This window comes from Candidatus Thiothrix phosphatis, from assembly GCF_035668035.1.
GTDB classification, from domain to species: Bacteria; Pseudomonadota; Gammaproteobacteria; order Thiotrichales; family Thiotrichaceae; genus Thiothrix; species Thiothrix phosphatis.
In genome coordinates, this window is the sequence record NZ_JAYMYJ010000112.1 from 170,850 (window position 1) to 195,783 (window position 24,934).

At 54.0% G+C, this 24,934-nt stretch carries 25 protein-coding genes; 17 read left to right on the top strand and 8 right to left on the bottom strand.

Annotated elements, in window-relative coordinates; all coding sequences use genetic code 11:
* Positions 1 to 181: 181 nt before the first annotated feature.
* The 7 genes from VSS37_RS12410 to VSS37_RS12440 all read left to right on the top strand — a co-directional run bounded on the left by VSS37_RS12410 (position 182) and on the right by VSS37_RS12440 (position 6,380).
* Entirely contained in the window at positions 182 to 898 is a 717-nt protein-coding gene (locus VSS37_RS12410; RefSeq protein WP_324695667.1) for a MotA/TolQ/ExbB proton channel family protein, read from the top strand.
* The gene (locus VSS37_RS12415) at positions 895 to 1,329 is read left to right on the top strand and encodes an ExbD/TolR family protein (RefSeq protein WP_324695668.1); all 435 of its coding nucleotides are present in this window, start codon (positions 895 to 897) and stop codon (positions 1,327 to 1,329) included. Before VSS37_RS12410 ends, VSS37_RS12415 begins: the two co-directional genes overlap by 4 nt.
* A 1-nt stretch (position 1,330) precedes the next feature.
* Complete coding sequence (gene msbA / locus VSS37_RS12420) at positions 1,331 to 3,091, top strand: lipid A export permease/ATP-binding protein MsbA (protein WP_324695669.1); 1,761 nt, start codon at positions 1,331 to 1,333, stop codon at positions 3,089 to 3,091.
* Entirely contained in the window at positions 3,069 to 4,040 is a 972-nt protein-coding gene (lpxK, locus tag VSS37_RS12425; protein WP_324695671.1) for a tetraacyldisaccharide 4'-kinase, read from the top strand. The genes msbA and lpxK overlap by 23 nt, the downstream gene beginning before the upstream one ends.
* On the top strand, positions 4,033 to 4,224 hold the full coding sequence (locus VSS37_RS12430; RefSeq protein WP_324695672.1) for a Trm112 family protein: 192 nt from the start codon (positions 4,033 to 4,035) through the stop codon (positions 4,222 to 4,224). The genes lpxK and VSS37_RS12430 overlap by 8 nt, the downstream gene beginning before the upstream one ends.
* Complete coding sequence (gene kdsB / locus VSS37_RS12435; RefSeq protein ID WP_324695673.1) at positions 4,221 to 4,964, top strand: 3-deoxy-manno-octulosonate cytidylyltransferase; 744 nt, start codon at positions 4,221 to 4,223, stop codon at positions 4,962 to 4,964. The genes VSS37_RS12430 and kdsB overlap by 4 nt, the downstream gene beginning before the upstream one ends.
* Before the next feature lie 150 nt (positions 4,965 to 5,114).
* On the top strand, positions 5,115 to 6,380 hold the full coding sequence (locus tag VSS37_RS12440) for an OmpP1/FadL family transporter (RefSeq protein WP_324695674.1): 1,266 nt from the start codon (positions 5,115 to 5,117) through the stop codon (positions 6,378 to 6,380).
* 780 nt (positions 6,381 to 7,160) lie between these two features.
* On the opposite strand, the gene VSS37_RS12445 is transcribed toward VSS37_RS12440, so the two are convergent.
* Positions 7,161 to 7,463 carry a hypothetical protein gene (locus VSS37_RS12445; protein WP_324695676.1) on the bottom strand — a complete coding sequence of 101 codons (303 nt, stop codon included), beginning with the start codon at positions 7,461 to 7,463 and terminating at the stop codon, positions 7,161 to 7,163.
* Positions 7,464 to 7,896: 433 nt separating this feature from the next.
* On the opposite strand from VSS37_RS12445, the gene mqo reads away from it, so the two are divergent.
* The 3 genes from mqo to rraA all read left to right on the top strand — a co-directional run bounded on the left by mqo (position 7,897) and on the right by rraA (position 11,513).
* Positions 7,897 to 9,375: a malate dehydrogenase (quinone) gene (gene mqo / locus VSS37_RS12450; RefSeq protein WP_375339144.1), complete on the top strand. Its 1,479-nt coding sequence runs from the start codon at positions 7,897 to 7,899 to the stop codon at positions 9,373 to 9,375.
* 238 nt (positions 9,376 to 9,613) lie between these two features.
* On the top strand, positions 9,614 to 10,921 hold the full coding sequence (aceA, locus tag VSS37_RS12455; RefSeq protein ID WP_445971486.1) for an isocitrate lyase: 1,308 nt from the start codon (positions 9,614 to 9,616) through the stop codon (positions 10,919 to 10,921).
* 100 nt (positions 10,922 to 11,021) lie between these two features.
* A complete protein-coding gene (rraA, locus tag VSS37_RS12460) occupies positions 11,022 to 11,513 on the top strand; it encodes a ribonuclease E activity regulator RraA (protein WP_324695684.1) in 492 nt (163 codons plus the stop codon).
* On the opposite strand, the gene VSS37_RS12465 is transcribed toward rraA, so the two are convergent.
* From VSS37_RS12465 to VSS37_RS12475, 3 genes are read right to left on the bottom strand one after another with little or no spacing between them, the layout of a single operon-like run.
* Positions 11,514 to 13,103 carry a TRAP transporter large permease gene (locus tag VSS37_RS12465; RefSeq protein ID WP_324695686.1) on the bottom strand — a complete coding sequence of 530 codons (1,590 nt, stop codon included), beginning with the start codon at positions 13,101 to 13,103 and terminating at the stop codon, positions 11,514 to 11,516.
* Positions 13,100 to 13,636, bottom strand: a complete 537-nt coding sequence (locus VSS37_RS12470) for a TRAP transporter small permease subunit (RefSeq protein WP_324695687.1) — start codon at positions 13,634 to 13,636, stop codon at positions 13,100 to 13,102. The genes VSS37_RS12465 and VSS37_RS12470 overlap by 4 nt, the downstream gene beginning before the upstream one ends.
* Before the next feature lie 52 nt (positions 13,637 to 13,688).
* Positions 13,689 to 14,792, bottom strand: coding sequence for a TRAP transporter substrate-binding protein (locus VSS37_RS12475; protein WP_324695689.1), 1,104 nt, complete (start codon positions 14,790 to 14,792; stop codon positions 13,689 to 13,691).
* Between the two features lie 267 nt (positions 14,793 to 15,059).
* On the opposite strand from VSS37_RS12475, the gene VSS37_RS12480 reads away from it, so the two are divergent.
* From VSS37_RS12480 to VSS37_RS12505, 6 genes are all read left to right on the top strand, one after another.
* Positions 15,060 to 16,058 (top strand): TapB family protein, encoded by a 999-nt coding sequence (locus VSS37_RS12480; RefSeq protein WP_324695690.1) that lies wholly within the window; start codon positions 15,060 to 15,062, stop codon positions 16,056 to 16,058.
* A gap of 109 nt (positions 16,059 to 16,167) precedes the next feature.
* Entirely contained in the window at positions 16,168 to 17,388 is a 1,221-nt protein-coding gene (locus VSS37_RS12485) for an argininosuccinate synthase (protein ID WP_324695691.1), read from the top strand.
* 12 nt (positions 17,389 to 17,400) lie between these two features.
* The gene (locus VSS37_RS12490; RefSeq protein ID WP_324695693.1) at positions 17,401 to 17,604 is read left to right on the top strand and encodes a SlyX family protein; all 204 of its coding nucleotides are present in this window, start codon (positions 17,401 to 17,403) and stop codon (positions 17,602 to 17,604) included.
* Positions 17,604 to 18,302, top strand: coding sequence for a class I SAM-dependent methyltransferase (locus VSS37_RS12495; protein WP_324695695.1), 699 nt, complete (start codon positions 17,604 to 17,606; stop codon positions 18,300 to 18,302). Before VSS37_RS12490 ends, VSS37_RS12495 begins: the two co-directional genes overlap by 1 nt.
* 83 nt (positions 18,303 to 18,385) lie before the next feature.
* Complete coding sequence (locus VSS37_RS12500; RefSeq protein ID WP_324695697.1) at positions 18,386 to 18,775, top strand: DUF423 domain-containing protein; 390 nt, start codon at positions 18,386 to 18,388, stop codon at positions 18,773 to 18,775.
* A 142-nt stretch (positions 18,776 to 18,917) separates the two neighbouring features.
* Positions 18,918 to 19,670, top strand: a complete 753-nt coding sequence (locus VSS37_RS12505; protein WP_324695699.1) for a metallophosphoesterase — start codon at positions 18,918 to 18,920, stop codon at positions 19,668 to 19,670.
* Positions 19,671 to 19,743: 73 nt separating this feature from the next.
* Here the strand turns inward: VSS37_RS12505 and iscR are convergent, their stop codons facing one another.
* Entirely contained in the window at positions 19,744 to 20,241 is a 498-nt protein-coding gene (iscR, locus tag VSS37_RS12510; RefSeq protein ID WP_324695700.1) for a Fe-S cluster assembly transcriptional regulator IscR, read from the bottom strand.
* Between the two features lie 197 nt (positions 20,242 to 20,438).
* Positions 20,439 to 20,804, bottom strand: a complete 366-nt coding sequence (locus tag VSS37_RS12515; RefSeq protein ID WP_324695702.1) for a DUF1249 domain-containing protein — start codon at positions 20,802 to 20,804, stop codon at positions 20,439 to 20,441.
* 176 nt (positions 20,805 to 20,980) lie between these two features.
* Between VSS37_RS12515 and VSS37_RS12520 the strand changes: the two genes are divergently transcribed.
* Positions 20,981 to 22,618, top strand: a complete 1,638-nt coding sequence (locus tag VSS37_RS12520; protein ID WP_324695704.1) for an alpha-D-glucose phosphate-specific phosphoglucomutase — start codon at positions 20,981 to 20,983, stop codon at positions 22,616 to 22,618.
* Here the strand turns inward: VSS37_RS12520 and mnmH are convergent.
* Both mnmH and selD read right to left on the bottom strand, forming a co-directional pair.
* Positions 22,611 to 23,741, bottom strand: coding sequence for a tRNA 2-selenouridine(34) synthase MnmH (gene mnmH, locus VSS37_RS12525; protein ID WP_324695706.1), 1,131 nt, complete (start codon positions 23,739 to 23,741; stop codon positions 22,611 to 22,613). The two genes, VSS37_RS12520 and mnmH, sit on opposite strands and share 8 nt — an antisense overlap.
* Positions 23,742 to 23,743: 2 nt before the next feature.
* Positions 23,744 to 24,784 carry a selenide, water dikinase SelD gene (gene selD / locus VSS37_RS12530; protein WP_324695708.1) on the bottom strand — a complete coding sequence of 347 codons (1,041 nt, stop codon included), beginning with the start codon at positions 24,782 to 24,784 and terminating at the stop codon, positions 23,744 to 23,746.
* Positions 24,785 to 24,934: the final 150 nt, after the last annotated feature.

Genomic DNA, 24,934 nt, shown 5'->3' on the forward strand with positions numbered 1-24,934 from the left:
CTTCGTCCAGCAACCACAGGTGGCGGTAGGGTAGGAAATGCGGTTTGGCAAGCCCATTTGTTGTAATTATCATGGTTAGTATTGCGCTTTGTTATTGTTTTATTCATTTATTCGTTGGTTTAAACAGTTTATCATACACACCCTGTGGGCTATAGCATATAAAAATGAGGCATGAATAGATATGTTTGAATTGATCAAGTCTGGCGGGATCATGATGTTCCCCTTGATTCTGAGTTCCATCCTGGCGCTGGCGATTGTTATTGAACGCTTCATGTCATTGCGGGTGCATAAGGTTGCGCCGCAAGGGGATATTGATCTGGCGCGGAAACTGGCCAGTATCGCCAGGCTGCCGGAAGCGCAGTTGGATGAGTTACGCAACAGTTCGTTGATGGGGCGGGTGCTGGCGACGGGTCTGGAAAGCCGCGAACTGCCACGCCATATCATGAAGGAAAATGTGGAGGAGGCTGGGCGGCATGCGGTGCATGAATTGGAGCGTTACCTGCCCGCCTTGGGAACGATTGTCACCATTGCGCCGATGATGGGGTTGCTTGGTACGGTGCTGGGGATGATTGGCGTATTCAGCGCCATCAATGTCGCCGGGGTTGGCAATCCGCAGCAAATGGCAGGGGGCATTTCCGAAGCGTTGATCACCACCGTGGCAGGTTTGCTGATCGCCATTATCACCCTGGTGTTCGAGCGCTATTTCAAGGCCAAAGTGGATGGCTACGTCGCCACTATGGAGCGGGAAGCCATGCGTTTGATTGAAATCGCCAATTCCAACCGAAAAACGACGCCCGTGCCGCCGCCCACAAGGCCATTGCAAGGTGGCGCAGCACCCACGGGCGCAGCCCAGCGGCCAGCTCAGGCCATGCCTGGGCGCGGAGGTAAGCTGGCATGAAATTCCGCAGCCGTGTGCGCAGCGAAAGTACGGTTGACCTGACGTCACTGATCGATGTGGTGTTCATGCTGCTGATCTTTTTCATGGTGACGACCACTTTCGACAAGAATGCGCAAATCAAGATCGCTTTGCCGACTGCCAGCAATACGGCTGCGCCAGTCGATGAAGACAAACTGGAGTTGCTGATTGACAGCCAGGGGCGCTATTACGTCAATGGCCGTGAAGTGCTGAACAATCAGCCGGAAACCTTGTTCCAGGCCATGAGCCAAACGCTGGAATCGATGGGCAACAGTACGCCGCCATTGGTGATTTCCGCCGATGCCAGCGTCAACTATCAGGCGGTTGTGACGGCTATGGACATTGCTGGGCGCCTTGGCCTGACCAACTTCTCGATAGCGACCTCGCAATCGGAACGCAAACCACAGGAATAGGGTGACCACGCTGCGCACGGATGGCTTGCAGAACTACAGGCGGTTGATTGGGTATTCGCTGCGGGAGAAACGCGCCCTGTTGCTGGCATTGCTTGGTTTGGTCGCGGGTGCAATCACCCAGCCGCTGTTCGCCTGGAGCTTGGAGCCGTTGCTGGACAAGGCCATCAACCAACGTGACCCGCTTACTATCCAGTGGCTGCCGTTGGGGATTCTGGGTATTTTTCTGCTGCGCGGCGGGGCCATGTTCCTGTCCGGCTATTATGCCGGGCTGGTGGGGCGCATAGTGGTGAAGACCTTGCGGGATGAGGTTTTCAATCAGTTGTTGCGGATGCCGGTGCGGTTTTTCGAGAGTTCCTCCTCCGGCAAGCTGTTGTCCTACGTCAGTTACCACATTGAACAGGTGGCGAACACCAGCATCCGCGGGGTGACATCGCTGATCCAGGATTCCGCCACCATTATCGGTTTGCTCGGGTTGATGTTTTGGCACAGCTGGCAATTGACGCTGGGAATGCTGGTCATCGTGCCGCTGATCGCTGGGGTCATCGCTTGGGTGACGCGCCGCCTGCGCCAGTTGAGCCACAAGGTGCAGGATTCGGTGGGCGACGTGACCCAGATCGCCAATGAAATGATCCGTGGTTACAAGGTGGTGAGGATTTTCAACGGCGAACAGTATGAATCGCGCCGCTTCAGCGCCGCCAATGAGCAGAACATTGAGCTGCAAATGAAGCGGATGGTGCTGGAGTTGCTGAGTACGCCGGTGGTGCAGTTTATGGTGGCGGTGGCACTGGCGGCGATTGTGTTCGTGGCGACCCGTGACGCCATGTTGGACGCCCTGACGCCGGGCGTGTTCATGTCCTTCATTATGTCGATGATTTTGCTGTTGACGCCGATCCGCAACCTCACCCAATTGAATGCGCAATTGCAAACGGCGATTGCGGCGGGCGAGGGCATTTTCGAGCTGCTCGACAGCCCGACGGAACCGGATCACGGGGCGCAATCCTTAAGCCATTGCCAGGGGGCGGTGACGTTCCATGATGTTTCCTTTGCCTACCCCGGTACGGACAAGCAGGTGTTAAGCCACATCAACCTGGAGGTCGCGCCGGGTGAAAAAATCGCGCTGGTCGGGAAATCCGGCAGCGGCAAAACCACCCTGGTCAACCTGTTGCCGCGTTTCCACGACATTCAGGAGGGGGAAATCCTGTTGGATGGGACGCCATTGCAGGCCATCCGCCTGCAAAGCCTGCGCAGCCAGATTGCGTATGTGGGGCAGGAAGTCGTGCTGTTCAACGACACGGTGCGCAACAACATCGCCTATGGCGACATGCGCCAGTTGCCGGATGCGCAAGTGAAAGCGGCGGCGGAAGCCGCCCATGCGTTGGAGTTTATCGAAAAACTGCCACAGGGGTTCGACACCCTGATCGGTGATAACGGCGTGATGCTGTCGGGTGGGCAACGCCAGCGTCTGTCGATTGCGCGCGCCATCCTGTCCAATGCGCCCATCCTGATCCTGGATGAGGCCACTTCTGCGCTGGATACCGAATCCGAGCGCCATATCCAGGCAGCGCTGGAACGCTTGCTGGAAAACCGCACCACCTTCATGATCGCCCACCGTTTGTCCACGATAGAAAACGCCGACAGGATTCTGGTCATGCAGGATGGTGCAATTGTCGAATCCGGCAAGCACGCGGATTTGCTGGAATTGAACGGATACTATGCAAGATTGCATGCAATGCAGTTCCATGAAGATGCGGCGACGGCTTGAACGCTGGTTGTTGGATGTCTGGTACGGCGATGGTCGGCTGGGCCAATACCTGCTGTTGCCCTTGAGTGGGATATTCTGCGTGCTGGCGGCATTGCGGCGCTGGCGGCATCAGCGGCGGCAAATCAGGCATCCGGTTACGGTGATTGTGGTGGGCAACATTTCGGTGGGCGGCACTGGCAAGACGCCGCTGGTGATCTGGCTGGTGGAACGCTTGCGTGAGGCCGGTTTCACGCCAGGCGTGGTGAGCCGGGGGTTTGGTGCCAAAGGTGGGCAACGGTTGGTTGCGCAAAGCGACCGGGCGGCCGAGGTTGGTGACGAACCCTTGCTGATTGTCCAACGCACCGGCGTTCCCCTCGCCCTTGGCCGGGATCGCAACCAGGCGATTGCCGCCCTGTTGCAGCAGTCAGCCTGTGATGTTGTGGTGGCTGACGACGGCTTGCAGCATTACCGGATGGGGCGCGACCTGGAAGTTTGCGTGGTGGATGGCGAACGCCGTTTCGGCAATGGTTTTTGCTTGCCTGCCGGGCCATTGCGGGAGCCGGTTTCCCGCTTAAAACATTGTGATTTTGTTGTGACCAATGGTGAAACCATGCAGGTGGGCGGGGATATGCTGGTGAATCTGGCGACAGCGGCGCAACAGGCGCTGGCCGGATTCGCCGGGCGGACTGTCCATGTGGTGACCGGCATTGGCAACCCGCAGCGTTTCATCCGCACACTGGAACAAGCCGGTTTGCAGGTCTTGCCGCACATTTACCCCGACCATCACGCTTTTTCCGGCGCAGAATTGCAGTTTGACGATGCGTTTCCCATCCTCATGACTGAGAAAGATGCGGTAAAATGCCGTCAATTCGTTACGCCAAATGTTTGGTGTCTGCCGGTTACGGCAGTGCTGGATGCACAACTGGCCGCTACGCTGCTCACACGCTTACAAGGATTCCGTCATGGATAAAAAACTATTGGAAATTCTGGTCTGTCCCGTCACCAAGGGGGCACTGATTTATGACAAGGACAAACAGGAGCTGGTCTCGAAGTCCGCGCGCTTGGCTTACCCCATCCGGGATGGCGTGCCGGTGATGCTGGAGGAGGAGGCTCGGCCTTTGACCCAGGAAGAAGTGGAGCAGTTGCACGAATGAATCCGGTCGTGGTGATTCCGGCGCGTTACGCCTCATCCCGGCTGCCGGGCAAGCCCCTGCGTGTGCTGGCAGGCAAGACGCTGATCCGGCATGTGTATGAAAGGGCGCAGGCGGCAGGGTTTGCAACCGTGCTGGTGGCGACCGATGATGAACGCATTCGCGCCGAGTGCGAAAGCTTTGGCGCAGAAGTGGTCATGACCGCCGCAACCCACGAAACCGGCAGCGACCGGCTGGCGGAAGTGGCGCGTTTGCAGGGGTGGGAAGATGAGGTCATTGTCGTCAACCTGCAAGGCGATGAACCGCTGACGCCTGTTGTAAATTTGCACCAACTGGCGCGCAACTTGGAACAGCATCCACAGGCAGGCATTGCGACGTTGGCGACGCCCATTACGGACGCCAATGATTTCGCCAACCCCAATATTGTCAAGGTGGTGCGGGATGAACAGGGGATGGCGTTGTATTTCAGCCGTGCGCCGATCCCGTTCCAGCGGGATGCAGGCATGGTTGTCGGGGATTACGCCTTGCGCCACATTGGCATGTACGCCTACCGGGCGGGCTTTCTACGGGCGTTTGCGCGCATGCAGCCCTCTTTGCCGGAGCGGCTGGAGAAACTGGAGCAATTGCGCGCGCTTTCCAACGGTTATCGCATTCATGTTGATATTGCGGCGGAAATCCCTGCGGTTGGCGTCGATACCGAAGAAGACGCCGCCAGGGTTACGGCGCTTTTGCAACAGGGATGAGTGGTTGGTTTTCAAAGTAAAATATCAGAATACCTAAATAAGTTATTATTATAGTTAATAATTACCATTTGACAGATCAATAGTCCTCTGTCACTCTTTTGCAACAAGAGTGAGGATTCGCACACGTATCAGTAGAGAGGAGGAATGATTATGTTCAAAAAGACTACCTTGGCGGCGTCGGTTTTGCTGGCGATAGCTGCCCAGCCGGTTTTGGCGACAAACGGTATGGCACCTACAGGGCTGGATCCGCTTCAGCAGTCGATGGGGGGGGCGTCTGCCGGTTATGCGGCCAATACCATGAGCATGGCCACCAATCCAGCTGCCGCTTCATTCGTTGAAGATGGTTACGATATTGGCGCAGAGGTGTTTAAACCCAGCCGCAGCGCCACTTTCAAAGGTACAGCGTTTGGCGCGCCAGCGGATGCGACAGCGGATGGCAATGGCGATGAATTGTTTCTGATCCCAAATGCGGGCTATAAAAGGAGCCTGAAGGGCGGTTTGTCGGTGGGTATCACCGCTTATGGCAATGGTGGGATGAATACAGCTTATGATGGTGGCGTGCCTTTTGGGACGGCCTATTTTTCTGGCACTCCTGGTTCCACGGGAATTGACCTCAAACAATTGTTTATTGCCCCCACCGCCAGTTATAAAGTGAATGAGAATGTGGCGGTTGGCGCTTCCCTCAACATGGTCTATCAGCGTTTCGAGGCGGAAGGTTTGGGCGCATTTAGCGGTTTTAGCAGCGTCCCTGCCAACCTGACCGATAAAGGCGGGGATTCCTCCACAGGCGTGGGCGCAAGTGTTGGCATCCAGGGCAAGGTGACGGATAAATTGAGCGCAGGTCTTGCTTACCGCTCCAAGACGAAAATGGGTAAGTTTGAAAAATATAGCGGGTTGTTCCCCAATGGCGGTGAGTTCAATGTGCCAGCGGCGACAACGCTAGGCATCGCCTATAAAGCGACGCCCCAGACAACCGTGGCTGCTGATATTGAACAAATTGAATACTCGAAAATTGCAGCGATGGGTAATGCGCCCGGCACCCCATTGCCATTTGGCTCTGCGAATGGCCCGGGGTTTGGTTGGGATGACCAAACAGTCTATAAGCTAGGGGTCAAACATCAGTTAAATGAAGGCCTTGCCTTAATGGCAGGTTACAACTATGGGAAAAGCCCGATTTCCAGTGATGAAACGACCCTTAACGTGTTGGCCCCTGGTATTACGGAAAAGCACGCTTCCCTTGGCTTTGAGAAAAAGCTGACGCCAAAATCGAAACTGGTGGGTTCTTATGTGCATGCTTTCAAGAAAACGGTGACTGGCAATGCAACTGTGCCGCCGCCTGGCCCGCTGCCATTGGATGCTTATGACTTGAAAATGGATCAGGATATTATTGGTCTTGGGTACAGTGTAGAGTTCTGACAGAATTGGAAAGTGGAGGAGTGGAAAAGCGGAGCATTTGCCCCGCTTTTCTTTTTTATCCCGAAATTAGAAGCGGATAAGCCCAATAATCCGCCTCTGTCAATTTCTGCCTACCAGCCCTAAAAGTAGGCGAAATTTATTTCGGGTGTTTTTTTAACTGTTTAAATGCACCTAAATCAGTGGATGTTCCTGAGTCCCGAACGTATGTGACGGCAAGCGGACGCGCAGCAACGATGATGGCGTTGTCACCGAGATGGCCCCATGGGTGACAGTGTCAACTGGGGTGATAATGTAATCGGGTACGCCACACAATGTATCGCTGTTTGCGTGAAGGGGCTGGTCAGTTTCCTCTCCAGCTTCAAACACCGTAAAGTATGAGTGTTGGTAGCGGGCGGATTGGATACGTGCGTTCCGGCAAGCTTCCGCAAAAGATTTGTATGTTGAATGATATATTCCGTCCAAAAAAACCTTGAACATGTTTAAAGACTCCTGTTTGCCATTCATGTTGCTTTATGGGTACAGAATAGGGGAATTGCGGATGTTGGGATGTGACAGCAAACACACATTGAAAAATTGGCAATTAAAAAATTTTCTGGATGTGTTTTTATTTAAAAAAATTATTAAAAAAATGATAGTTGTAAAAAAGAAAAGCGGGGTAATGCCCCGCTTGATAGCTGTCTTGTGTATACGGAGAAAGCCCCATCTGCTGTAAAACCAAGACTTATTATTGCCGGGTAAAAATTACCCGTTTAGCCCTTATATTTTATTGAGTTGTTTATTTTATGCGCCCCTGGAAAGCCTTGCTGCTTGAATGGATGCGGCGGCTGCAAGTGTTGCAACCCCGACTTTTCTCTGGTCGTGGCTTGTTGAGACGACAGTGTGTGGTGCGATAATGTAATCAGGGACGCCTTTCATGACTTCCTTTTCGTTATCCAGCAGCAGGTCTTCACTTTCATCGCCCGCCTCAAATACGGTGAAATAGGATTGTTGGTTGCTGGCTGCTTCCATGCGGGCATGTCGGCAAGCGCCAGTAAACGTTTGGTGTGTAGAGTGGTAAACACCATCAAGGTATACGTTAAACATGTGTTAGCTCCCGTTGTCTGTTCCTGTGTAAGCAGAATATTTAAAAAAGGGCCCGCAGAATGTGATAGCGAGCACACTTCATTATTTTTTTGACGAAAAGTTTTTTATTGTATATTTCTTGGCCTTATATGTTGTAGTCCAGTGATTATTTGTCAATAAATAATATCTATGATTGATTGGGTCGCACGCAGGGGAATGCAAACGTTTGCTTATACAAAGGTTTTGACTTGACCAGATTATTGCAATGCCGCATTCTGCCTTCTTAAGCAGAGGTGTTTTTGCAATATTGTCGACAATGTTACAAGAATCCTGCATCAATAGGTGGAAACTAGGGTACATCCCGTTCTATCATCCTGACTTTACCAATCCTTGAGTGCTGAATGTCCGTATGGCTGTGAAGAATGTAAACGTATTGCTGGCGGGGGGCGGGATAATGAGTTCCACCCTGGGAGTGTTGTTGAGGCAGTTGGATCCATTGTTGACAATTACCATGGTGGAAAAACTGGATGATGTCGCTGAGGAAAGCACCAGTGGCTGGAACAACGCCGGCACCGGCCATGCCGCTTACTGCGAACTTAACTACACGCCGGAAACAGCGGACGGCGGCATTGATGCCAGCAAGGCTTTTGCCATCAATGAGTCCTTTGAACGCACCTTGCAATTTTGGTCATATCTGATACATCAGCAGGCATTGCCGGAACCCACCTCCTTTATTAATGCAACCCCGCACCTGAGCTTTGTCTGGGGTGAAAAGAATGTCAGCTTCCTACGCAAGCGGTTTGCCGCAATTGGCGAGCACCATATGTTTGCCGGTATGGAATACAGCGAGGATCCTGCTGTGCTGCGTGAATGGATGCCATTGGTCATGGATGGGCGCGATCCAGCCCAACCCGTGGCGGGCACCCGCGTCAAACATGGCACGGATGTGAACTTCGGTTCACTGAGCCGCAGCATGGTGGGTTACCTGCAAAACTCCGATAATTTTGATTTGCTGCTGAAGCACTCCATTCATGGGTTGGAAAAACAGTCTGATGGCAAATGGCGGGTAAGCGTGCGCGAGTCCGGTTCGTTTGCCAGCAAGCATATCATCGCTGATTTTGTATTCCTGGGTGCAGGTGGTGCAGCATTGCAGCTATTGCAAGCGTCGGGTATTGCTGAGAGCGTCGGATATGGCGGTTTTCCGGTCAGTGGGCAATGGCTGGTGTGCAAAAAACCGGAGATCGTGAGCCAGCATCTGGCCAAGGTCTATGGCAAAGCCTCTATTGGTGCGCCGCCGATGTCTGTCCCGCATCTGGATACACGTATCATTGATGGTGAAAAGGCGTTGTTGTTCGGGCCGTTTGCCGGTTTCACCACCAAATTCCTCAAACGCGGTTCGTTCATGGATTTGTTTGCCTCCATCCGGCCAGCCAATCTTTGGCCCATGCTCAAAGTGGGCATGAGCAGTTTTGACTTGATCCGTTATTTGATCACTGAAGTTATGCAAAGCCATGCTGACCGCATGAACGCCTTGCGTGAATATTTTCCTAACGCCAAGGATGAAGACTGGACATTGGCGACTGCTGGCCAACGGGTGCAAATCATCAAGAAAGATCCGCAGAAAGGCGGCAAGCTGGAGTTTGGCACCGAGGTCATCAGTGCGGCTGACGGTTCGCTGGCGGCATTGCTGGGTGCCTCGCCGGGTGCCTCTGTAACCGTCACAGCGATGTTGCAAGTGTTGGAAAAATGCTTTCCCGAGAAGATGGCTTCAGCAGAGTGGAAGGCGAAACTTAAGGAAATGATCCCCTCATATGGCCGGTCGCTGACAAATGACGCCGAGCTGCTTAAGCAAATACGTCAGGACACTTTGTCGACATTGGGGCTGATAGATACGGGCGAGACTATGCAGGCACCGGAGGCGGCAGTGGTTTGAACATTGGCTTGGACAATGGTCACCATTGAATTTATTTTATTGTCGACACATTTACCATTTAATACCATGCAAGACCGGCTTTCCCATGAGGATTGTCCGGCATTTCATACCCCAAAGAGAGATTCGCAAATAGCGGACACGAGGAGGATCGTGGTTGCATTCGTGCAGCCAGCAGGCGTAATGCCTGAATTTTTACCGGTTTCGTTCACCTATGACTCTGAGGAGACTTTACATGACTATGACTCGTGAAGCGCAAATTGCAGCTCTGGAAAAAGATTGGGCAGAAAACCCGCGTTGGGCCAACGTAAAACGTGGCTACAAAGCGGCTGACGTTGTCCGTCTGCGTGGTTCTCTCCAGCCTGAATACACGCTGGCCAAGCGTGGCGCAGAAAAGCTGTGGGAAAAAATCAACGGTGGTGCCAAGAAAGGTTATGTAAATGCTTTCGGCGCCATCACTGCCGGTCAGGCGATGCAGCAGGCCAAAGCGGGTCTGGAAGCGGTTTACCTGTCCGGCTGGCAGGTTGCTGCTGACGGCAACACCTCCGAGACCATGTACCCTGACCAGTCCCTGTATGCGTACAACTCCGTACCGACCATGGTTCGCCGCATCAACAACACCTTCCAGCGCGCTGACGAAATCCAGTGGTCCAAAGGCGTCAACCCTGGCGATGAAGCGTTCATTGATTACTTCCTGCCTGTCGTAGCTGACGCAGAAGCCGGTTTCGGTGGCGTTCTGAACGCGTTCGAACTGATGAAAAACATGATCACTGCCGGTGCAGCTGGCGTCCACTTCGAAGACCAGCTGGCAGCAGTCAAGAAGTGCGGCCACATGGGCGGCAAAGTGTTGGTTCCAACCAATGAAGCGGTTGAGAAACTGATCGCTGCGCGTTTCGCTGCTGACGTTATGGGCGTCCCGACCATCGTGCTGGCGCGTACTGACGCTGAAGCGGCCAACCTGCTGACTTCCGACCATGACGCCAACGACAAGCCATTCCTGACTGGCGAACGTACTGCCGAAGGTTTCTACCGCGTCAAGAACGGTCTGGAACAGGCCATCAGCCGTGGTATCGCTTACGCACCCTACGCTGATCTGGTCTGGTGTGAAACCGGCACGCCTGACATCGGCTTTGCGCGTGAATTCGCACAAGCTGTCCAGGCTGCATGCCCTGGCCAAATCCTGTCTTACAACTGCTCGCCTTCCTTCAACTGGAAAAAGAACCTGTCTGACAGCCAGATCGCTTCCTTCCAGGAAGAGCTGTCCGCACTGGGCTACAAATACCAGTTCATCACCTTGGCGGGCATCCACGTCAACTGGTACAACACCTTCCAGTTCGCGCACGCCTACGCACGCGGCGAAGGCATGAAGCACTACGTCAACATGGTTCAGGAACCAGAATTCGCTGCCCGTGAGCAAGGTTACACCTTCGTCTCTCACCAGCAGGAAGTTGGTGCTGGCTACTTCGACGACGTTACTACGGTTATCCAGGGTGGTGCTTCTTCCGTGACTGCGCTGACCGGTTCCACCGAAGAAGAGCAGTTCCACTAAGATTGACGGTTCAAGCCTTTGGGTTTGAATGAGTAATCTGGAAAAGCCCGGCGATTACCCGTCGGGCTTTTCTTTTTTCAGCCATTGAAAGGAGTTTTTCATGACGGATTTTAAAACAGCCGACCTGTTGGATGAGAATGAAGACAAGGCGCTGCAAATCGTGCAGCCGGGCTTCAGCAATTACGGTGGCCGCAACAAGTTTTCCGGTGAAATCGTCACCCTGAAAATTTATGAAGACAACTCACTGGTGCGTGAACTGGTTGCCGAAGATGGCAAGGGCAAAGTGCTGGTGGTGGATGGTGGCGGTTCCACCCGTTGCGCGCTGCTGGGCGACATGCTGGCGGAAAAGGCGGTGAAAAACGGCTGGAGCGGCATCGTCATCTACGGCCTGATCCGCGATTCCGTGGACATTGGCCAGATGGACATCGGCGTGAAGGCGCTGGGCACGTTCCCGCTCAAGAGCGTCAAGCGGGGTGTTGGCCTGCGCAATGAAGTGGTGCACTTTTACGATGTGACGTTCACCCCAGGGCATTACCTGTATTCGGATGAAGACGGCATCATCGTTTCCCCGGTTGCATTGCTTGGTGAGTAATCATTTGTCCAGCTGAAACTGGATTTCATTGTTTTGCGGTTTGGCAGGTTCTTGCGGCGCAGCAGGGGCCTGCCCATCCAGTTGGAACGGGATTTCATTGCCGCCGGAACCCGTCTTGGGCGCATCATTCTCAATCGTGAACTGGATTTCCTGTCCCTGTGGTATGGCTGCATGGCCTTTGTCCAGAAAAACGGTCACCAGCCCCGGCGAGAACATCACTATCACGGTCATGATCATTTGCAGGACAACCCAAGGGATGGAACCCCAGTAAATGTCGCTGCTTTTCACTTCCTTCGGTGCCACCCCGCGCAAATAAAACAAGGCAAAGCCGAATGGCGGGTGCATGAACGAGGTTTGGATATTGACGCTCAAGGTAATCCCAAACCAGATCAGCGCGCCGGTCGCCGCAGCCTGTTCATTGCCGTTCATGCTTGCCAGCAAGACGGGTGTCAGGATTTTCTGCGCCACCGGAGCCAGCAGCGGCACCAGGATGAACACGATTTCAAAAAAGTCGATGAAAAACGCCAGGAAGAAAATGAACAGGTTGACGATCAGCAAAAAGCTCATCCACCCGCCCGGCAGGTCGGAGAACAGGTGCTCCACCCAGCGCCCGCCGTCCACACCCTGAAAGACGACCGAAAAGGTGGTGGCGCCGATCAGGATGAACACCACCATCGAGGTGATGCGTGCGGTATTTTTGTAAGCTTGCTGGATCAGTTTCCACCATTCCGCCGTGCCGCCCAACTGTTTTTTGCGCAGGAAGGACAGCAGCATGGCACCCATGGCACCCATTGCGCCGGATTCAGTCGGGGTGGCGATGCCGAGCATGATGGTTCCCAGCACCAGGAAAATCAGCACGGCGGTGGGGATAATGCCGCGCAGGGCCTTTTTCCACAGCGCCACGCCTTTCAGGGTGATCTGGTCTTCGGGGATGCCCGGCAACCAGTCGGGTTTGAGGCGGGTGATGAAAAAAGTGTACAGCATGAACAGGCTGATCTGCATCGCCGCCGGAATCCATGCGCCCAGATACATATTGCCCACGTCGGCGCTGGCGGTCGGGGTTTTCAGTTGGTCAGCGAGGATGATCAGCACCAGCGAGGGTGGCACGATTTGCGCAATGGTGCCTGAAGCCGCCAGCACGCCAGTGGTGTAGCGCATATTGTAGCCGTAACGGATCATCACCGGCATCGCGATCATCGCCATCGCAATCACCTGCGCCGCCACCGTGCCGGTGATTGCCCCCAGCACGAAACTGACCAGGATCACCGAATAGCCCAGCCCGCCGCGCACCCGCCCGAACAATTGCCCCATCGAGTCGAGCATGTCTTCGGCCAGTCGGCTGCGTTCCAGCACCGCGCCCATGAACGTGAAGAACGGTATCGCCAGCAGCAATTCGTTGGCGAGCACGTTGCCAAAGATGCGTTGGGGGATGGCTTGCAGGAATGCTTCGGTAAAAAAGCCCATTTCAATCGAAATGAAGCCGAAAAATAGCCCGACCGCCATCAGTGAAAACGCCACAGGGAAGCCGACAAGCAGGAACAGCACCAGCCCCGCGAACATCAACGGCGGCATGAATTCCAGTGGGATCATTGCTCCGGCCTCTCGTAATGGGTGTCAAGCTGCAAGTCGCCATGCAGGGCGGCGAAGCGTTTGAGCAGTTCCGACAGGCCTTGCAACATCAGCATGAAAAAGCCAAAGGGCAGGATGAACTTGATCGGGTAACGGGGCAGGCCGCCCGGATTGCTGGAATGTTCCAGGATTGCCCATGATGGCAGGAACAGGGTTTCCCATGACAGCCAGGCAAACAGGGCGCAGGCAGGCAACAGGAAGAACACCAGGCCGAAAATGTCGATCCATAGCCGGGCGCGCTCAGAGACATGCCCATAGATCAAGTCTACCCGCACATGGCCATTTTGGTGCAGCGTGTGGGATGCCCCCAGCATCACGGCGGCCCCAAACAGGTACCACTGCAATTCCAGCGGCCAGTTGTTGCTGAGGTCAAAACCGTAACGCAGCAATGCATTCCCGGCGCTGACCACGCAGGCCAGCAGGATCAGTACATTGGCGATACGCCCCAGCCAAGCGTTGGCAGTGTCAACCGCGTGTGAAATGGCAAGTAGCATGAGTGTTTTCCTATGCGCAGGCCGGGCTTGCGCCCGGCTGACAATGGTTGTTTTACAGTTTTTTGTTGAAGGCAAACTTGGCGAAGGATTGTTCCGCCACGTTGAACCACTGCGCTTCGTTGTTACGGAACACTTTCCAGTCGTCGAAAATCTTTTTGAAGGATGGGTTGCTCTTGGATTGTTCCTCAAAGACTTCCAGCGTGGCCTTGAAGCAGGCTTCCATGACTTCATCGCTGAACGAGCGCAGTTTTACGCCGCTGTTGACCAAGTTGGCCAGTGCCTGCGGGTTGTTGGCGTCATACTTGGCCAGCATGTCGTTGTGCGCCAGTTGGCAGGACGCCTCCCAGGCGGCTTTGTAGGGTTCAGGCAATTTTTCCCACTGGTCTTTGTTGACGTAAAACGACAGTTGCGGGCCGCCTTCCCACCAGCCGGGTGTGTAGTAGTTCTTGACGATCTTGGCGAAACCGAGCTTCTCATCGTCATACGGGCCGACCCACTCGGCAGCGTCTATCGTGCCTTTTTCCAGCGCAGGGTAGATGTCGCCGCCCGGCAACTGCTGCGGCACAACCCCCAGTTTGCTGAGAACCATACCGGCAAAGCCGCTGACCCGGAATTTCAGCCCTTCCAGATCCTTGACACTGTTGATTTCCTTGTTGAACCAGCCGCCCATCTGGGTGCCGGTGTTGCCGCCCATGAAATTGACCACGTTATATTCGGCGAACAGTTCCCGCAGCAGCTGTTTGCCGTTGCCGTGCATGAACCAGGCGGTCTGCTGGCGGGCGGTCAGGCCGAAGGGGACGGCGCAATCAAACGCCAGGGCGGCGTTCTTGCCGAAATAGTAGTAGGAGGCGGAATGGCCCGCCTCCACCGTGCCGTTTTGCACGGCGTCCAAAACTTGCAAGCCGGGAACGATTTCACCGGCGGCAAAGATTTTGACGGTGAACTTGCCGCCGGTGATGGCAGCGAGGGAATTCGCCAGTATGTCGGACGCGCCATAAATGGTGTCAAGCGATTTGGGGAAGCTGGAAGTCAGGCGCCAGCTAACGGCGGGCAGGTCAGCGGATTTGGCTTCTTCGGCGGCCAGCAGGGCGGCGGGTGTGGCGGCCAGGGCGGCGGCGCTGAATGCAGTTTTCTTGAGGAATGATCGGCGTTCCATGGTGGCTCCTTTGTGTCTCTAGCGGATGTGGATGCGCATGACTTGTGGCGTCATGTAAATGATTGTATGGAAGAGTGTAGCGAATCGGTTGAAGAATTGACATTGTTCAGGCGATGGCTGAGGGGGGGTGTCCTTGGCCTGAAAGTGTGCCTATTAATTTTTGCCCATTACCATATAAATTGACTGAATTGATGGTTGGTGCAAAGATGTGCATTGTCATAAAAAAATCTTCAATCCGATAAATCTGGGACAATGCGAGGAATGTCTATGGATAATAAAATGCTTACCCTGGCCAGTGTGTTGGCGCTCAGTTTGGCTCTTGCCGGTTGTAATGGCGGCGGTTCTGGTTCCGGTACTGAGAGTACGGCTTCTGCCACTTCTTCTGGCGACAGTTCAGGCTCTTCCAGTGGCTCCACGATTGGGACAGGTGGTGATGGGGGTGATGCAGGAAGCAACACTTCGACCGGATCAGGTTCCACCAGCAGCGGTTCTACGGGCACATCAGGCGGCTCGGGTTCTGTCAGTGGCAGTGATCCGGGCAATTCCGGTTCATCCACGGGGGGAAGTTCCGGTTCAGGTTCGGGCAGCACGGCCAGCGGTGGTGATTCCGCCGACTGCTTCAACGTTGATCTTTATGCAACCGGCACAGTCGTTGAAATGGTGGAAAAAACCGTTTCCTCATCCGGTCAGCTGACCTCAACATCGAAGAATACGGTCAAGGGGACTGCCACTTTCAATGGCCAGTCCGTCATGGACATTTATTCCGAAGTGACTGCAACCGGCTCGGCGCCTTCCAAATCAACCCAGGACAATTACTTCACCATCGATAACGCCAATATGATCGAGTATTACCATGGCTCAGTGATCAATGTGACTGAACCGGCGGTGGCGGCGGGAACCACGACGCTGACCCTGACACCCCCAATGGAAGACCGTTTTGAACTGGGTTCCAACCAGTCGGCCACCCAAAGCTATAAAATCAAAACGGATGCTTCCGTGATGGGGTATCCCTATTCACAAACATCAGACCATGAGCGCACCAAGCGTTTTGTTGGCATCGAAACCGTCACAGTGCCAGCGGGCACATTTAAAGCCTGCCGTTATGAGGAATCCCTTAAGACAACGGCAGTCGGCACAACTGCGACAGAGGCCAGCACACATTGGGTGGCGATGGGTTCCGGTTTGGAGGTCAAATCCGTTGCAGGCGACAGCACCAGCGAATTGCAGTCGGCAAAAATCAACGGTTCTGCCGTCACAGGGCAATAACCGCACCTGGAAAATGCGCCGAGGCGTTGCCCTGGCGCTTTTCCGCATTTATTTGAGGTGAGGACAGGCATATAATCCCCCGTTTTGATCACCAAACGGGAACACAGACATGGCACAGTCAGTCAAGAAAGTCGTGCTGGCCTATTCCGGCGGGCTGGACACTTCCATTATCGTCAGATGGCTGCAAGAGAATTACGGTTGTGAAATCGTCACCTTCACCGCCGACATCGGCCAGGGTGAAGAAGTCGAGCCAGCGCGCGCCAAAGCCATCGCCATGGGCATCAAGCCGGAAGAAATCTTCATCGAAGACCTGCGTGAAGAATTCGTGCGCGACTATGTGTTCCCCATGTTCCGCGCCAACACCATTTACGAAGGTGAATATCTGCTGGGCACGTCCATTGCCCGCCCGCTGATCGCCAAACGCCTGATTGAAATCGCCAATGAAACCGGTGCTGACGCCATTTCCCACGGCGCTACCGGCAAGGGCAACGACCAGGTGCGTTTCGAACTGGGCGCATACGCACTTAAACCCGGCATCAAGATCATTGCCCCATGGCGCGAATGGGACATGAATTCCCGGGAAGCGCTGATGGCCTATGCCGAGCAGCACAATATCCCGGTTGATTTCAAAAAGGCGGGCAAGAAATCCCCGTACTCGATGGACGCCAACCTGCTGCACATTTCCTACGAAGGTGGCCCGCTGGAAGACCCCTGGTTCGAAGCCGAAGAAGACATGTGGCGCTGGAGCGTTTCCCCGGAAAGTGCTCCTGACAAGCCCACTTATGTCGAAATCACCTTCCAGGGTGGCGATCCAGTGGCGTTGGATGGGCAGGCAATGTCTCCCGCCGCCATTCTGGAAACGCTGAACAAGCTGGCTGGGGCGAATGGGGTAGGCCGCCTTGATCTGGTCGAAAACCGCTATGTCGGCATGAAATCCCGTGGCTGTTACGAAACTCCCGGCGGCACGATCCTGCTGCCAGCCCATCGCGCGATCGAATCCCTGACGCTCGACCGTGAAGTGGCGCATTTGAAAGATAGCCTGATGCCGAAGTACGCCGAGCTGGTTTACAACGGTTACTGGTGGAGTCCAGAGCGCAAGATGATGCAGCAGATGATTGACGCCTCCCAGGCGTTCGTCAATGGCACAGTGCGCATGAAGTTGTACAAAGGCTCTGCAACCGTGGCGGGCCGCAAGTCTGATGACAGCCTGTTTGATGCGCGCATCGCCACGTTTGACGATGACGGCGGTGCCTACAACCAGAAGGATGCGGAAGGTTTCATCAAGCTGAACGCCCTGCGCATGCGTATTGCCGCCGTCAAGGGCCGCTGATCAATCGCCCTGATGGAAGAACGCCTGGAAAAACTGGAGCTCCTGTTCATGCAACAGGAGCAAACCATCGAAATCCTCAGTCGGCAACTGTACCTGCAACAGCAGGACATTCGCCGCGCCCTGTTGGAAATCGAGCGCCTGAACGACAAGCTTAAAGCCCTCGAACCTTCCGCTGTCGCCAGCCGTGCAGAAGAAACCCCGCCCCCCCACTATTGATGCCTGAGCGCTACCAACTGGTGCGGACGCCAGAACGCTTGGAGCTCCGCGATACGCAAGACCCCAAAGTTGGTTCCGTTTACGTCGATTTTCTGGAGGGAAAGGCTCGTCACCGCCGTCAATTTGGCGGCGGCAAAGGCCAAGATATCGCCAAGGCCATTGGCCTGCATAAATTCAAACACGCGCATGTGGTGGATGCGACCGCCGGGCTGGGACGCGAGTCTTTTGTGCTGGCTGCATTGGGTTGTACCGTCACCATGCTGGAGCGTTCGCCAATCGTTCATGCTTTGGTGGATGATGCACTCAGGCGTGCTTTGGCCAGTGCTGACAGCGAAGTGGTGGATATTGTCAGGCGCATGACCTTGCATCTGGCGGATGCGCGCACATGGCTGAAACAGTTTAAGCATGATCCTGGGGCCGACGTAGTCTACTGCGACCCGATGTTTCCGGAACGGAACAAGTCAGCATTGGTGCAAAAGGAAATGCGTTTTTTCCACGCCATTGTAGGCGCAGACGAGGATAGCGGCAGTTTGCTTGAACTTGCCTGTAACTGTGCCAGATATCGGGTCGTAGTGAAGCGTCCTAGACATGCGCCGGAATTGGCGGGCTGTAAGCCTGCTTTTGTTATTGGTGGGAAAACTGTCCGCTATGACGTTTATCTAGGCAAAGCAACTGCGCAGGAATACACCCAGCAATAGAAAAATTCCGAGCCACGCCATTAGCTTGAGAATGATGCGGTATAATTGGCGTTTTAGGTGTGTATCCATGAGGTCAATTACTTGTGCAATATAACAACTTTCTGATGATTGGCAGCCTGTCGGGAATGCTTGCAGTCATACTGGGGGCATTTGGCGCGCATGGGCTGGAAAACTGGGTAGACGCTAAAATGTTGCAACGATTTCATACGGGTGTCGAGTATCAATTCTATCATTCACTAGCTTTGCTAGTGATTGGTTTGGCTTATTATAAGTATAATAATAAAATTTATTTATATTCTGGCTATGCTTTTATCCTGGGGATTATCCTGTTTTCAGGTAGCCTATATGCCTATGTTTTGACAGGGTATAAGGGTATTGTAGCGGTTACACCAATAGGTGGGGTGAGTTTCATCATTGGTTGGATGCTTCTGTTTTTTTCAGCAAGAAAAGTTGCGGATTCAGAAAAAATATAGAATAGAGTTATTTCTTATTGCGCTTATATGGGTTAAGCTTTTTTCCAGATAGGGATGCTGGTAAAGTGGGTGTCGCAAAAAATTATAACTAAACCCGTGTTGGCTGGCTAATTTTGAATTAGGTTGTTCCTGGGATATGACCATGAGTTACACGCCTTTCAAATTCTTTGGTAAAAATTCGCGCGGACGGGATTTTGTCGTAGGTGACATTCACGGTTCATTCTCGGCTTTCGAACAGCTGTTGCAACGGGTTAATTTTGACCGTGATTGTGATCGGATATTTTCTGTCGGTGATCTTGTCGATCGGGGGGCGGAATCCCATCGGGTCATAGAGTTTCTCAATTATGACTGGTTCCATTCCATCATGGGCAACCACGAACGTATGTTGTTGGACTCTGAGTATAGCCCCGCAGTTATGGAAAACTGGACTCGCTATAATGGTGGGGCGTGGTGGCGGAATGTTCCCGACAATATGCGTCCTCGCATCCAAAAAGTGTTGGAACAATTGCCTTTGGCGTTTGAGGTTTCAACTGCATGCGGCCATATCGGTATTGTCCACGCAGATATCCCAACAGGTATTCCATGGCATCAGTTTATTCGCTCCCTGGAGTCTGATCCGGATATGGAGGAATATGCGCTTTGGTCACGCAACCGGTATAAGCATTTTAAAATGATGGGAAGAACGGTTCCGGTCGAAGGTATCGATTTGGTTGTGTTTGGCCATACCCCAGTCAGCAAACCTTTGCAAACGGCAAATTTTTATTACATTGATACAGGGGCATCCTTGTTGGAAGACCGCAGTTTGGGCAAGTTGACCATGCTGCAAATACACCCGTTGCTGGAATTGCATCAATTCAATGTCCGCACTGCAACAGAAGAACACATGCCCGCTTGATTCATGTACGCTCTATATGCAACAAGCATGGGAGGATTTCCCTGCCATCATCTGCCCGCCATTAAGCTTGACCCTAAAGGTTTGCTGTTGAGCCAATCACCGGGCGGGGTGGGAACATGGTCGCTATGCGGCTGGCAATGGTGTCTTGCCGCCGGGATACCTCACGGATTTCTGGCCGGTTGATAAAATTCGCCAGCGTCAAATTATCTAGAAACTCATACAACCTTTGGCTCAAATCTTCCCACAACTGATGCGTTAGGCATTTCTCTCCGCCATGGCAGTCCTTATTGCCCAAGCAGCGGGTGACATCAATGTTTTCATCCACCGCATTGATGATTTCCGCAATGCTGATTTGGCTGGCGGGGCGTCCCAAACGATAACCGCCGCCTGGTCCACGCACGCCTTCAACCAAACCCTCTTTGCGTAATTTGGCGAATAACTGCTCGAGGTAGGACAGGGAGATGCCCTGGCATTGGGATATATCAGCCAATGTCACCGGCCCTTGATGATCATGAATGGCAAGATCCATCATCGCGGTGACAGCATACCGACCTTTTGTCGACAATTTCATAACGTATACTCCTTTGCAGTTGTAACTGCATTCTAATTCTTGACTGAATTACTCGACATATTAAGTAAACCCAGTTTTATAGTCAAGGATGTTTGAAGTTAAAGTTATACAAAGTATGGTTTGTTATGTTTGATTGCATAAGAAATTGCACATATTGCCAAGTAATTATTATCCATTACTTGTACAGCATGTCTATATCAATCGAAGCGGTGTCCCTGTCGCCGTAGATAATTTGTCCATTTGTATAAGAAACGGTTCATTCGCCACCGGCAGAGCAACATAGTGTCCAGATCTTTGCCCCAATACTGGACATGTTCTTCTGATAGGCGGCAACGATGGCTGATGACCTCGGCTTGCCGTGAGTCATGATAAATGCGGATCTGCATATCCGGGCGGTTTTCCCTACAGCTGCTGCATTCGTGAAATAGGTAGGTCAGCATCAAGGTTGTGGTATGGCGGGTGTTTTCCTCAATGCTCAATAGGATTGGAATGCCGCCAGCAATTTGGGAAACCGTTTCTTTAGGCAATGTACGGATATCGCCGCACAGCAGGCGCAGTTGCATGTAATTGATTTCATACATCTCCATCAAGGCGGCGAAAGATTTTGGTTGGGGGGAGATGTTTGCAGGTTGTTCTTTGACTAACATAAATCCATAATTGGGTCAGAAATTTTGTACGGCTGCGACGCTGTGCAGGCAAGCCCTGATCCTAACAAAAACCAACTGGTAAGCGTACTCTCATGACAATCCAGATAATCAAGACATCACCCTTCGATGATCAGAAACCAGGCACATCCGGCCTGCGTAAAAGCGTCAAGCAGTTCAAGAAGCCGGATTATCTGCAAACTTTTGTACAAGCCATCTTCAACACTATGGAAGATGTGCAGGGCAAGAGTTTGGTTTTGGGTGGGGATGGGCGTTATTTCAACCGTGAAGCCATCCAGATCATCCTGCGGATGGCAGCTGCGGCAGGTTTTGGGCGCATTATTCTGGGGCAGGGCGGAATCCTGTCAACCCCGGCGGCTTCCAATCTGATTCGCCAATATCAGGCGGCAGGCGGCATTATTCTGTCAGCCAGCCACAATGCTGGTGGGCCGGATGGCGATTTCGGCGTCAAGTTTAATGGGCCGAATGGAGGGCCAGCCCCGGAAAGCATGACAGAGGCCATTTTTGCGGCATCCAAACAAATTCATGAATACCGGATTGCTTCGCTCCAGCCTGTGCCGGTTGACAAGCTGGGCAGCTATGAGCTTGCCGGTATGAAAGTGGAGGTGATTGATTCTGTCAGTGACTATTTGGCGCTGATGGAAAGCATCTTCGATTTCGGCAAGATTGCCGCCTTGTTGCAATCCGGCAAGTTCAGGATGCGTTTCGATGCCATGCATGCGGTGACCGGCCCTTATGCGCTCCGGATTCTGGAAGAACGTTTAGGGGCACCGGCTGGCACAGTCATTCACGGCGAACCGTTGGCCGATTTTGGCGGCGGACATCCCGATCCCAATCAGGCGCACGCCAAGGAATTGATGGGGCTGTTATACGCCCGCAATTCGGATATTGATTTTGGTGCGGCGTCTGACGGCGATGGCGACCGCAACATGATCTTGGGCAAGCGTTTCTTTGTGACCCCCAGCGACAGCCTTGCTGTTCTGGCGGCGAATGCTACCCTGATTCCGGGGTACCGCAACGGCATCGCCGGGGTGGCCCGTTCCATGCCAACCAGCCAGGCCCCTGACCGGGTGGCCGCCAAACTTGGCCTATCTTGCTACGAAACGCCTACCGGTTGGAAATTCTTTGGCAACCTGTTGGATGCGGGCAAAATCACCCTGTGCGGAGAGGAAAGCTTTGGCACTGGCTCTGATCATGTACGGGAAAAGGACGGGTTGTGGGCCGTGTTGTTCTGGCTGAACCTGTTGGCGGAAAAACAGGATTCGGTGGAAAACATTGTGCGCAGCCATTGGACGGAATATGGCCGCAATTATTATTCCCGCCACGATTATGAAGAGATTGAATTGAAAGACGCCAATGCGCTGGTGGCTGCTTTGCAGGCGCAATTGCCCTCACTGGCGGGCGCGCAGTTTGGCAAGCTGGCGGTCGGTACGGCGGACAGTTTTACCTACCACGACCCGGTGGATGGCTCAACCAGCCAGAATCAGGGCATCCGCATCCTGTTTACCGATGGCTCCCGGATTATTTTCCGCCTGTCAGGAACTGGCACTCAGGGCGCAACGCTGCGGGTTTACCTGGAAAAATACGAACCTGATCCGGGCAAGCACGACCAGGATGTGCAGGAAGCCCTAGCGGATCTGGTTGCCATCGCCCAGCAGATCGCAAAGATTGAAGAGTTTACCGGGCGCGAAGCGGCGGACGTCATTACGTGATTCCCTGATTCCGCAGGTATTCACGCACTTCGGCTGGTGAACCTGAAAACGCCAGCCTGCCTTGTTTCCCGCTGATTTGGTAATCGTACATGGGGTCATAATAATCCAGCAGCAGGAAGCGCACCCAATCATAATGTCCCGTCAATGAGCCGGTCATCGCCTGCTGACGCAGTGCTGTTTGCATCATTTTGCGCGCTTGCTGATGGCGCATACCGCCCAGCCGCCGCTGGATTTTGTCCAGGCTGCCCAACAGGTAGCCGCTGAATGCAATGAAACCCGCCTCGCTATCACCGCCATGAACCTTGGTGAAGGCGGCTAAACCATCCGCCACGTATTCCTGATGGCTGATTTCCACCCGTTCTTCATCGGCAATCTGCATTAGCGCCACCGGCGCATCACTCAATATGTTGAAAAGTGTGTCAGGATTGTGCAATGAACCAATCCGGCGGCTTTCGTCTTCAAACAGCAACGCACGCTGTCCCCGATGGCATTTGCGCATCAGCTGTATCGCCAGGGCGTTTTCGAAATTGATCTGGGTAGGCTGTGGAGTGGGTTGTGCGCCAAATGCGGAGCCGCGATGGTTGGCCAGGGCTTCCAAGTCAATTTGTTGATGGAATGAGCGGAGGAAACGGGTTTTGCCCGAGCCGGTGCGTCCGCTCAGGATGACAGGCTGGAGTTGTGGCGGCACGGTTTCCAGTTGTTCCAGCAGGAAGCGGCGCATGGCTTTGTACCCGCCTTGTACGCGCGGGTAGGCGATGCCGGTTTGTTCGTATAACCATTGTTGGGAAATGCGGGAACGCAGCCCGCCCCGAAAGCAGTACAGCACGCCTGCCGGATGTTGGCGGGCAAATGCTTCCCACGCGTTGACCCTGGATGCCTTGATGCCGCCACTGACCCGTTGCAAGCCAAGCTCAATGGCGGCGTCCTGCCCGAGTTGTTTGTAACGCTTGCCAATGGCGTCGCGGTCTGCGTCGTCCATCAGGGGCAGGTTGGCGCTGCTTGGAAAAGCGCCTTCCCTGAATTCAATTGGCGCCCGCACGTCAAGCATCGGCGTATCCTGTAGGAACAGCGTCTGTAAATCTGCCACCACGGGCAGGTTTTTTCCTGCCGAAGACAGGGGCATGGCTATTCCACCGTGATCAAGGCAGCGCCTGCAACCGGTTCGCGCAGGTGGCCAATGGGTTGCAAATCCAGTCCCGCGTCGCGGCAAACCTGCAGGAAGGCCGCTTCACCAGCGGGGTCAACCGCCGCCAGCAGCCCGCCGCTGGTTTGCGGGTCGCAGATGATTTGCTGCTGGCGTTCCGTCATTGCGCCCAACGCATAGCCATAGCTGTCAAAATTGCGTTTGGTTCCGCCGGGAGCGCAATCCATTTCCAGATAATGTGGGATATGCGGCAATAGCGGCACTTGATCGAATTGGATTGCCGCCTGCAAGCCGCTGCCTTCACACAGTTCGCGCAAATGTCCGCCAAGCCCGAAGCCGGTCACGTCAGTCAGCGCTGTGACTTGCCCCATTGCGCCGAATTGTGCGCCAATGTTGTTCAGGCGGCACATGGTGTCGATGGCGAGGTTGGCGTGTTCCGGCAACAATACCTTGCGCTTTTGCGCAGTGGTGAGGATGCCGATCCCCAAGGGCTTGGTCAGGTACAGTTTATTGCCAGCTTTGGCGGTGCTGTTTTGTTTGAGGTGGCGGGTTTCGACGATGCCGGTGACCGCTAGGCCGAAAATTGGCTCAGGCGCGTCGATGCTATGGCCGCCTGCCAACGGGATGCCTGCGTCCTGGCAAGCTTTGCGCCCGCCTTCCACCACTTCGCGCCCAACTTCCGGCGGCAGTTTGTCCAGCGGCCAGCCGAAAATCGCAATGGCCATGATCGGCTTGCCGCCCATGGCGTAAACATCGCTGATGGCATTGGTGGCGGCGATGCGCCCGAAGGTGAAGGGGTCGTCGACGATCGGCATGAAGAAATCGGTGGTGCTGATGACGGCGGTGCCATTGCCAAGGTCATACACGGAGGCATCATCGCGGGAGCTGTTGCCGACCAGCAGGGCATCGCAGACATCGGGTGGCAGTTGGCTATGCAGGATGACATCCAGGACAGCAGGGGAAATCTTGCAGCCACAGCCGGAACCGTGGCTGTATTCGGTCATGCGGATTGGGGTGTCCATGTGCGGAGTTCTTTATTGAGGCGAAGGGCAACATCATACGGGAAAGGGGCTGGTGTCCTCAATTGTCCTGGAGCCAATGCTCCCGGAAACCTCGCTAAGGGATTGCACTACCCTGCCGAGGTGGCAGATGGGCAACACAAAACAGAAACC

Coding starts and splice junctions, on each gene's coding strand:
- VSS37_RS12410 (WP_324695667.1), top strand. CDS start 182: ATGTTTGAATTGATCAAGTCTGGCGGGATCATGATGTTCCCCTTGATT.
- VSS37_RS12415 (WP_324695668.1), top strand. CDS start 895: ATGAAATTCCGCAGCCGTGTGCGCAGCGAAAGTACGGTTGACCTGACG.
- lpxK (WP_324695671.1), top strand. CDS start 3,069: ATGAAGATGCGGCGACGGCTTGAACGCTGGTTGTTGGATGTCTGGTAC.
- VSS37_RS12430 (WP_324695672.1), top strand. CDS start 4,033: ATGGATAAAAAACTATTGGAAATTCTGGTCTGTCCCGTCACCAAGGGG.
- kdsB (WP_324695673.1), top strand. CDS start 4,221: ATGAATCCGGTCGTGGTGATTCCGGCGCGTTACGCCTCATCCCGGCTG.
- VSS37_RS12440 (WP_324695674.1), top strand. CDS start 5,115: ATGTTCAAAAAGACTACCTTGGCGGCGTCGGTTTTGCTGGCGATAGCT.
- VSS37_RS12445 (WP_324695676.1), bottom strand. CDS start 7,463: ATGTTTAACGTATACCTTGATGGTGTTTACCACTCTACACACCAAACG.
- mqo (WP_375339144.1), top strand. CDS start 7,897: ATGAGTTCCACCCTGGGAGTGTTGTTGAGGCAGTTGGATCCATTGTTG.
- aceA (WP_445971486.1), top strand. CDS start 9,614: ATGACTCGTGAAGCGCAAATTGCAGCTCTGGAAAAAGATTGGGCAGAA.
- rraA (WP_324695684.1), top strand. CDS start 11,022: ATGACGGATTTTAAAACAGCCGACCTGTTGGATGAGAATGAAGACAAG.
- VSS37_RS12465 (WP_324695686.1), bottom strand. CDS start 13,103: ATGATCCCACTGGAATTCATGCCGCCGTTGATGTTCGCGGGGCTGGTG.
- VSS37_RS12470 (WP_324695687.1), bottom strand. CDS start 13,636: ATGCTACTTGCCATTTCACACGCGGTTGACACTGCCAACGCTTGGCTG.
- VSS37_RS12475 (WP_324695689.1), bottom strand. CDS start 14,792: ATGGAACGCCGATCATTCCTCAAGAAAACTGCATTCAGCGCCGCCGCC.
- VSS37_RS12480 (WP_324695690.1), top strand. CDS start 15,060: ATGGATAATAAAATGCTTACCCTGGCCAGTGTGTTGGCGCTCAGTTTG.
- VSS37_RS12485 (WP_324695691.1), top strand. CDS start 16,168: ATGGCACAGTCAGTCAAGAAAGTCGTGCTGGCCTATTCCGGCGGGCTG.
- VSS37_RS12490 (WP_324695693.1), top strand. CDS start 17,401: ATGGAAGAACGCCTGGAAAAACTGGAGCTCCTGTTCATGCAACAGGAG.
- VSS37_RS12495 (WP_324695695.1), top strand. CDS start 17,604: ATGCCTGAGCGCTACCAACTGGTGCGGACGCCAGAACGCTTGGAGCTC.
- VSS37_RS12505 (WP_324695699.1), top strand. CDS start 18,918: ATGAGTTACACGCCTTTCAAATTCTTTGGTAAAAATTCGCGCGGACGG.
- iscR (WP_324695700.1), bottom strand. CDS start 20,241: ATGAAATTGTCGACAAAAGGTCGGTATGCTGTCACCGCGATGATGGAT.
- VSS37_RS12515 (WP_324695702.1), bottom strand. CDS start 20,804: ATGCAACTGCGCCTGCTGTGCGGCGATATCCGTACATTGCCTAAAGAA.
- VSS37_RS12520 (WP_324695704.1), top strand. CDS start 20,981: ATGACAATCCAGATAATCAAGACATCACCCTTCGATGATCAGAAACCA.
- mnmH (WP_324695706.1), bottom strand. CDS start 23,741: ATGCCCCTGTCTTCGGCAGGAAAAAACCTGCCCGTGGTGGCAGATTTA.
- selD (WP_324695708.1), bottom strand. CDS start 24,784: ATGGACACCCCAATCCGCATGACCGAATACAGCCACGGTTCCGGCTGT.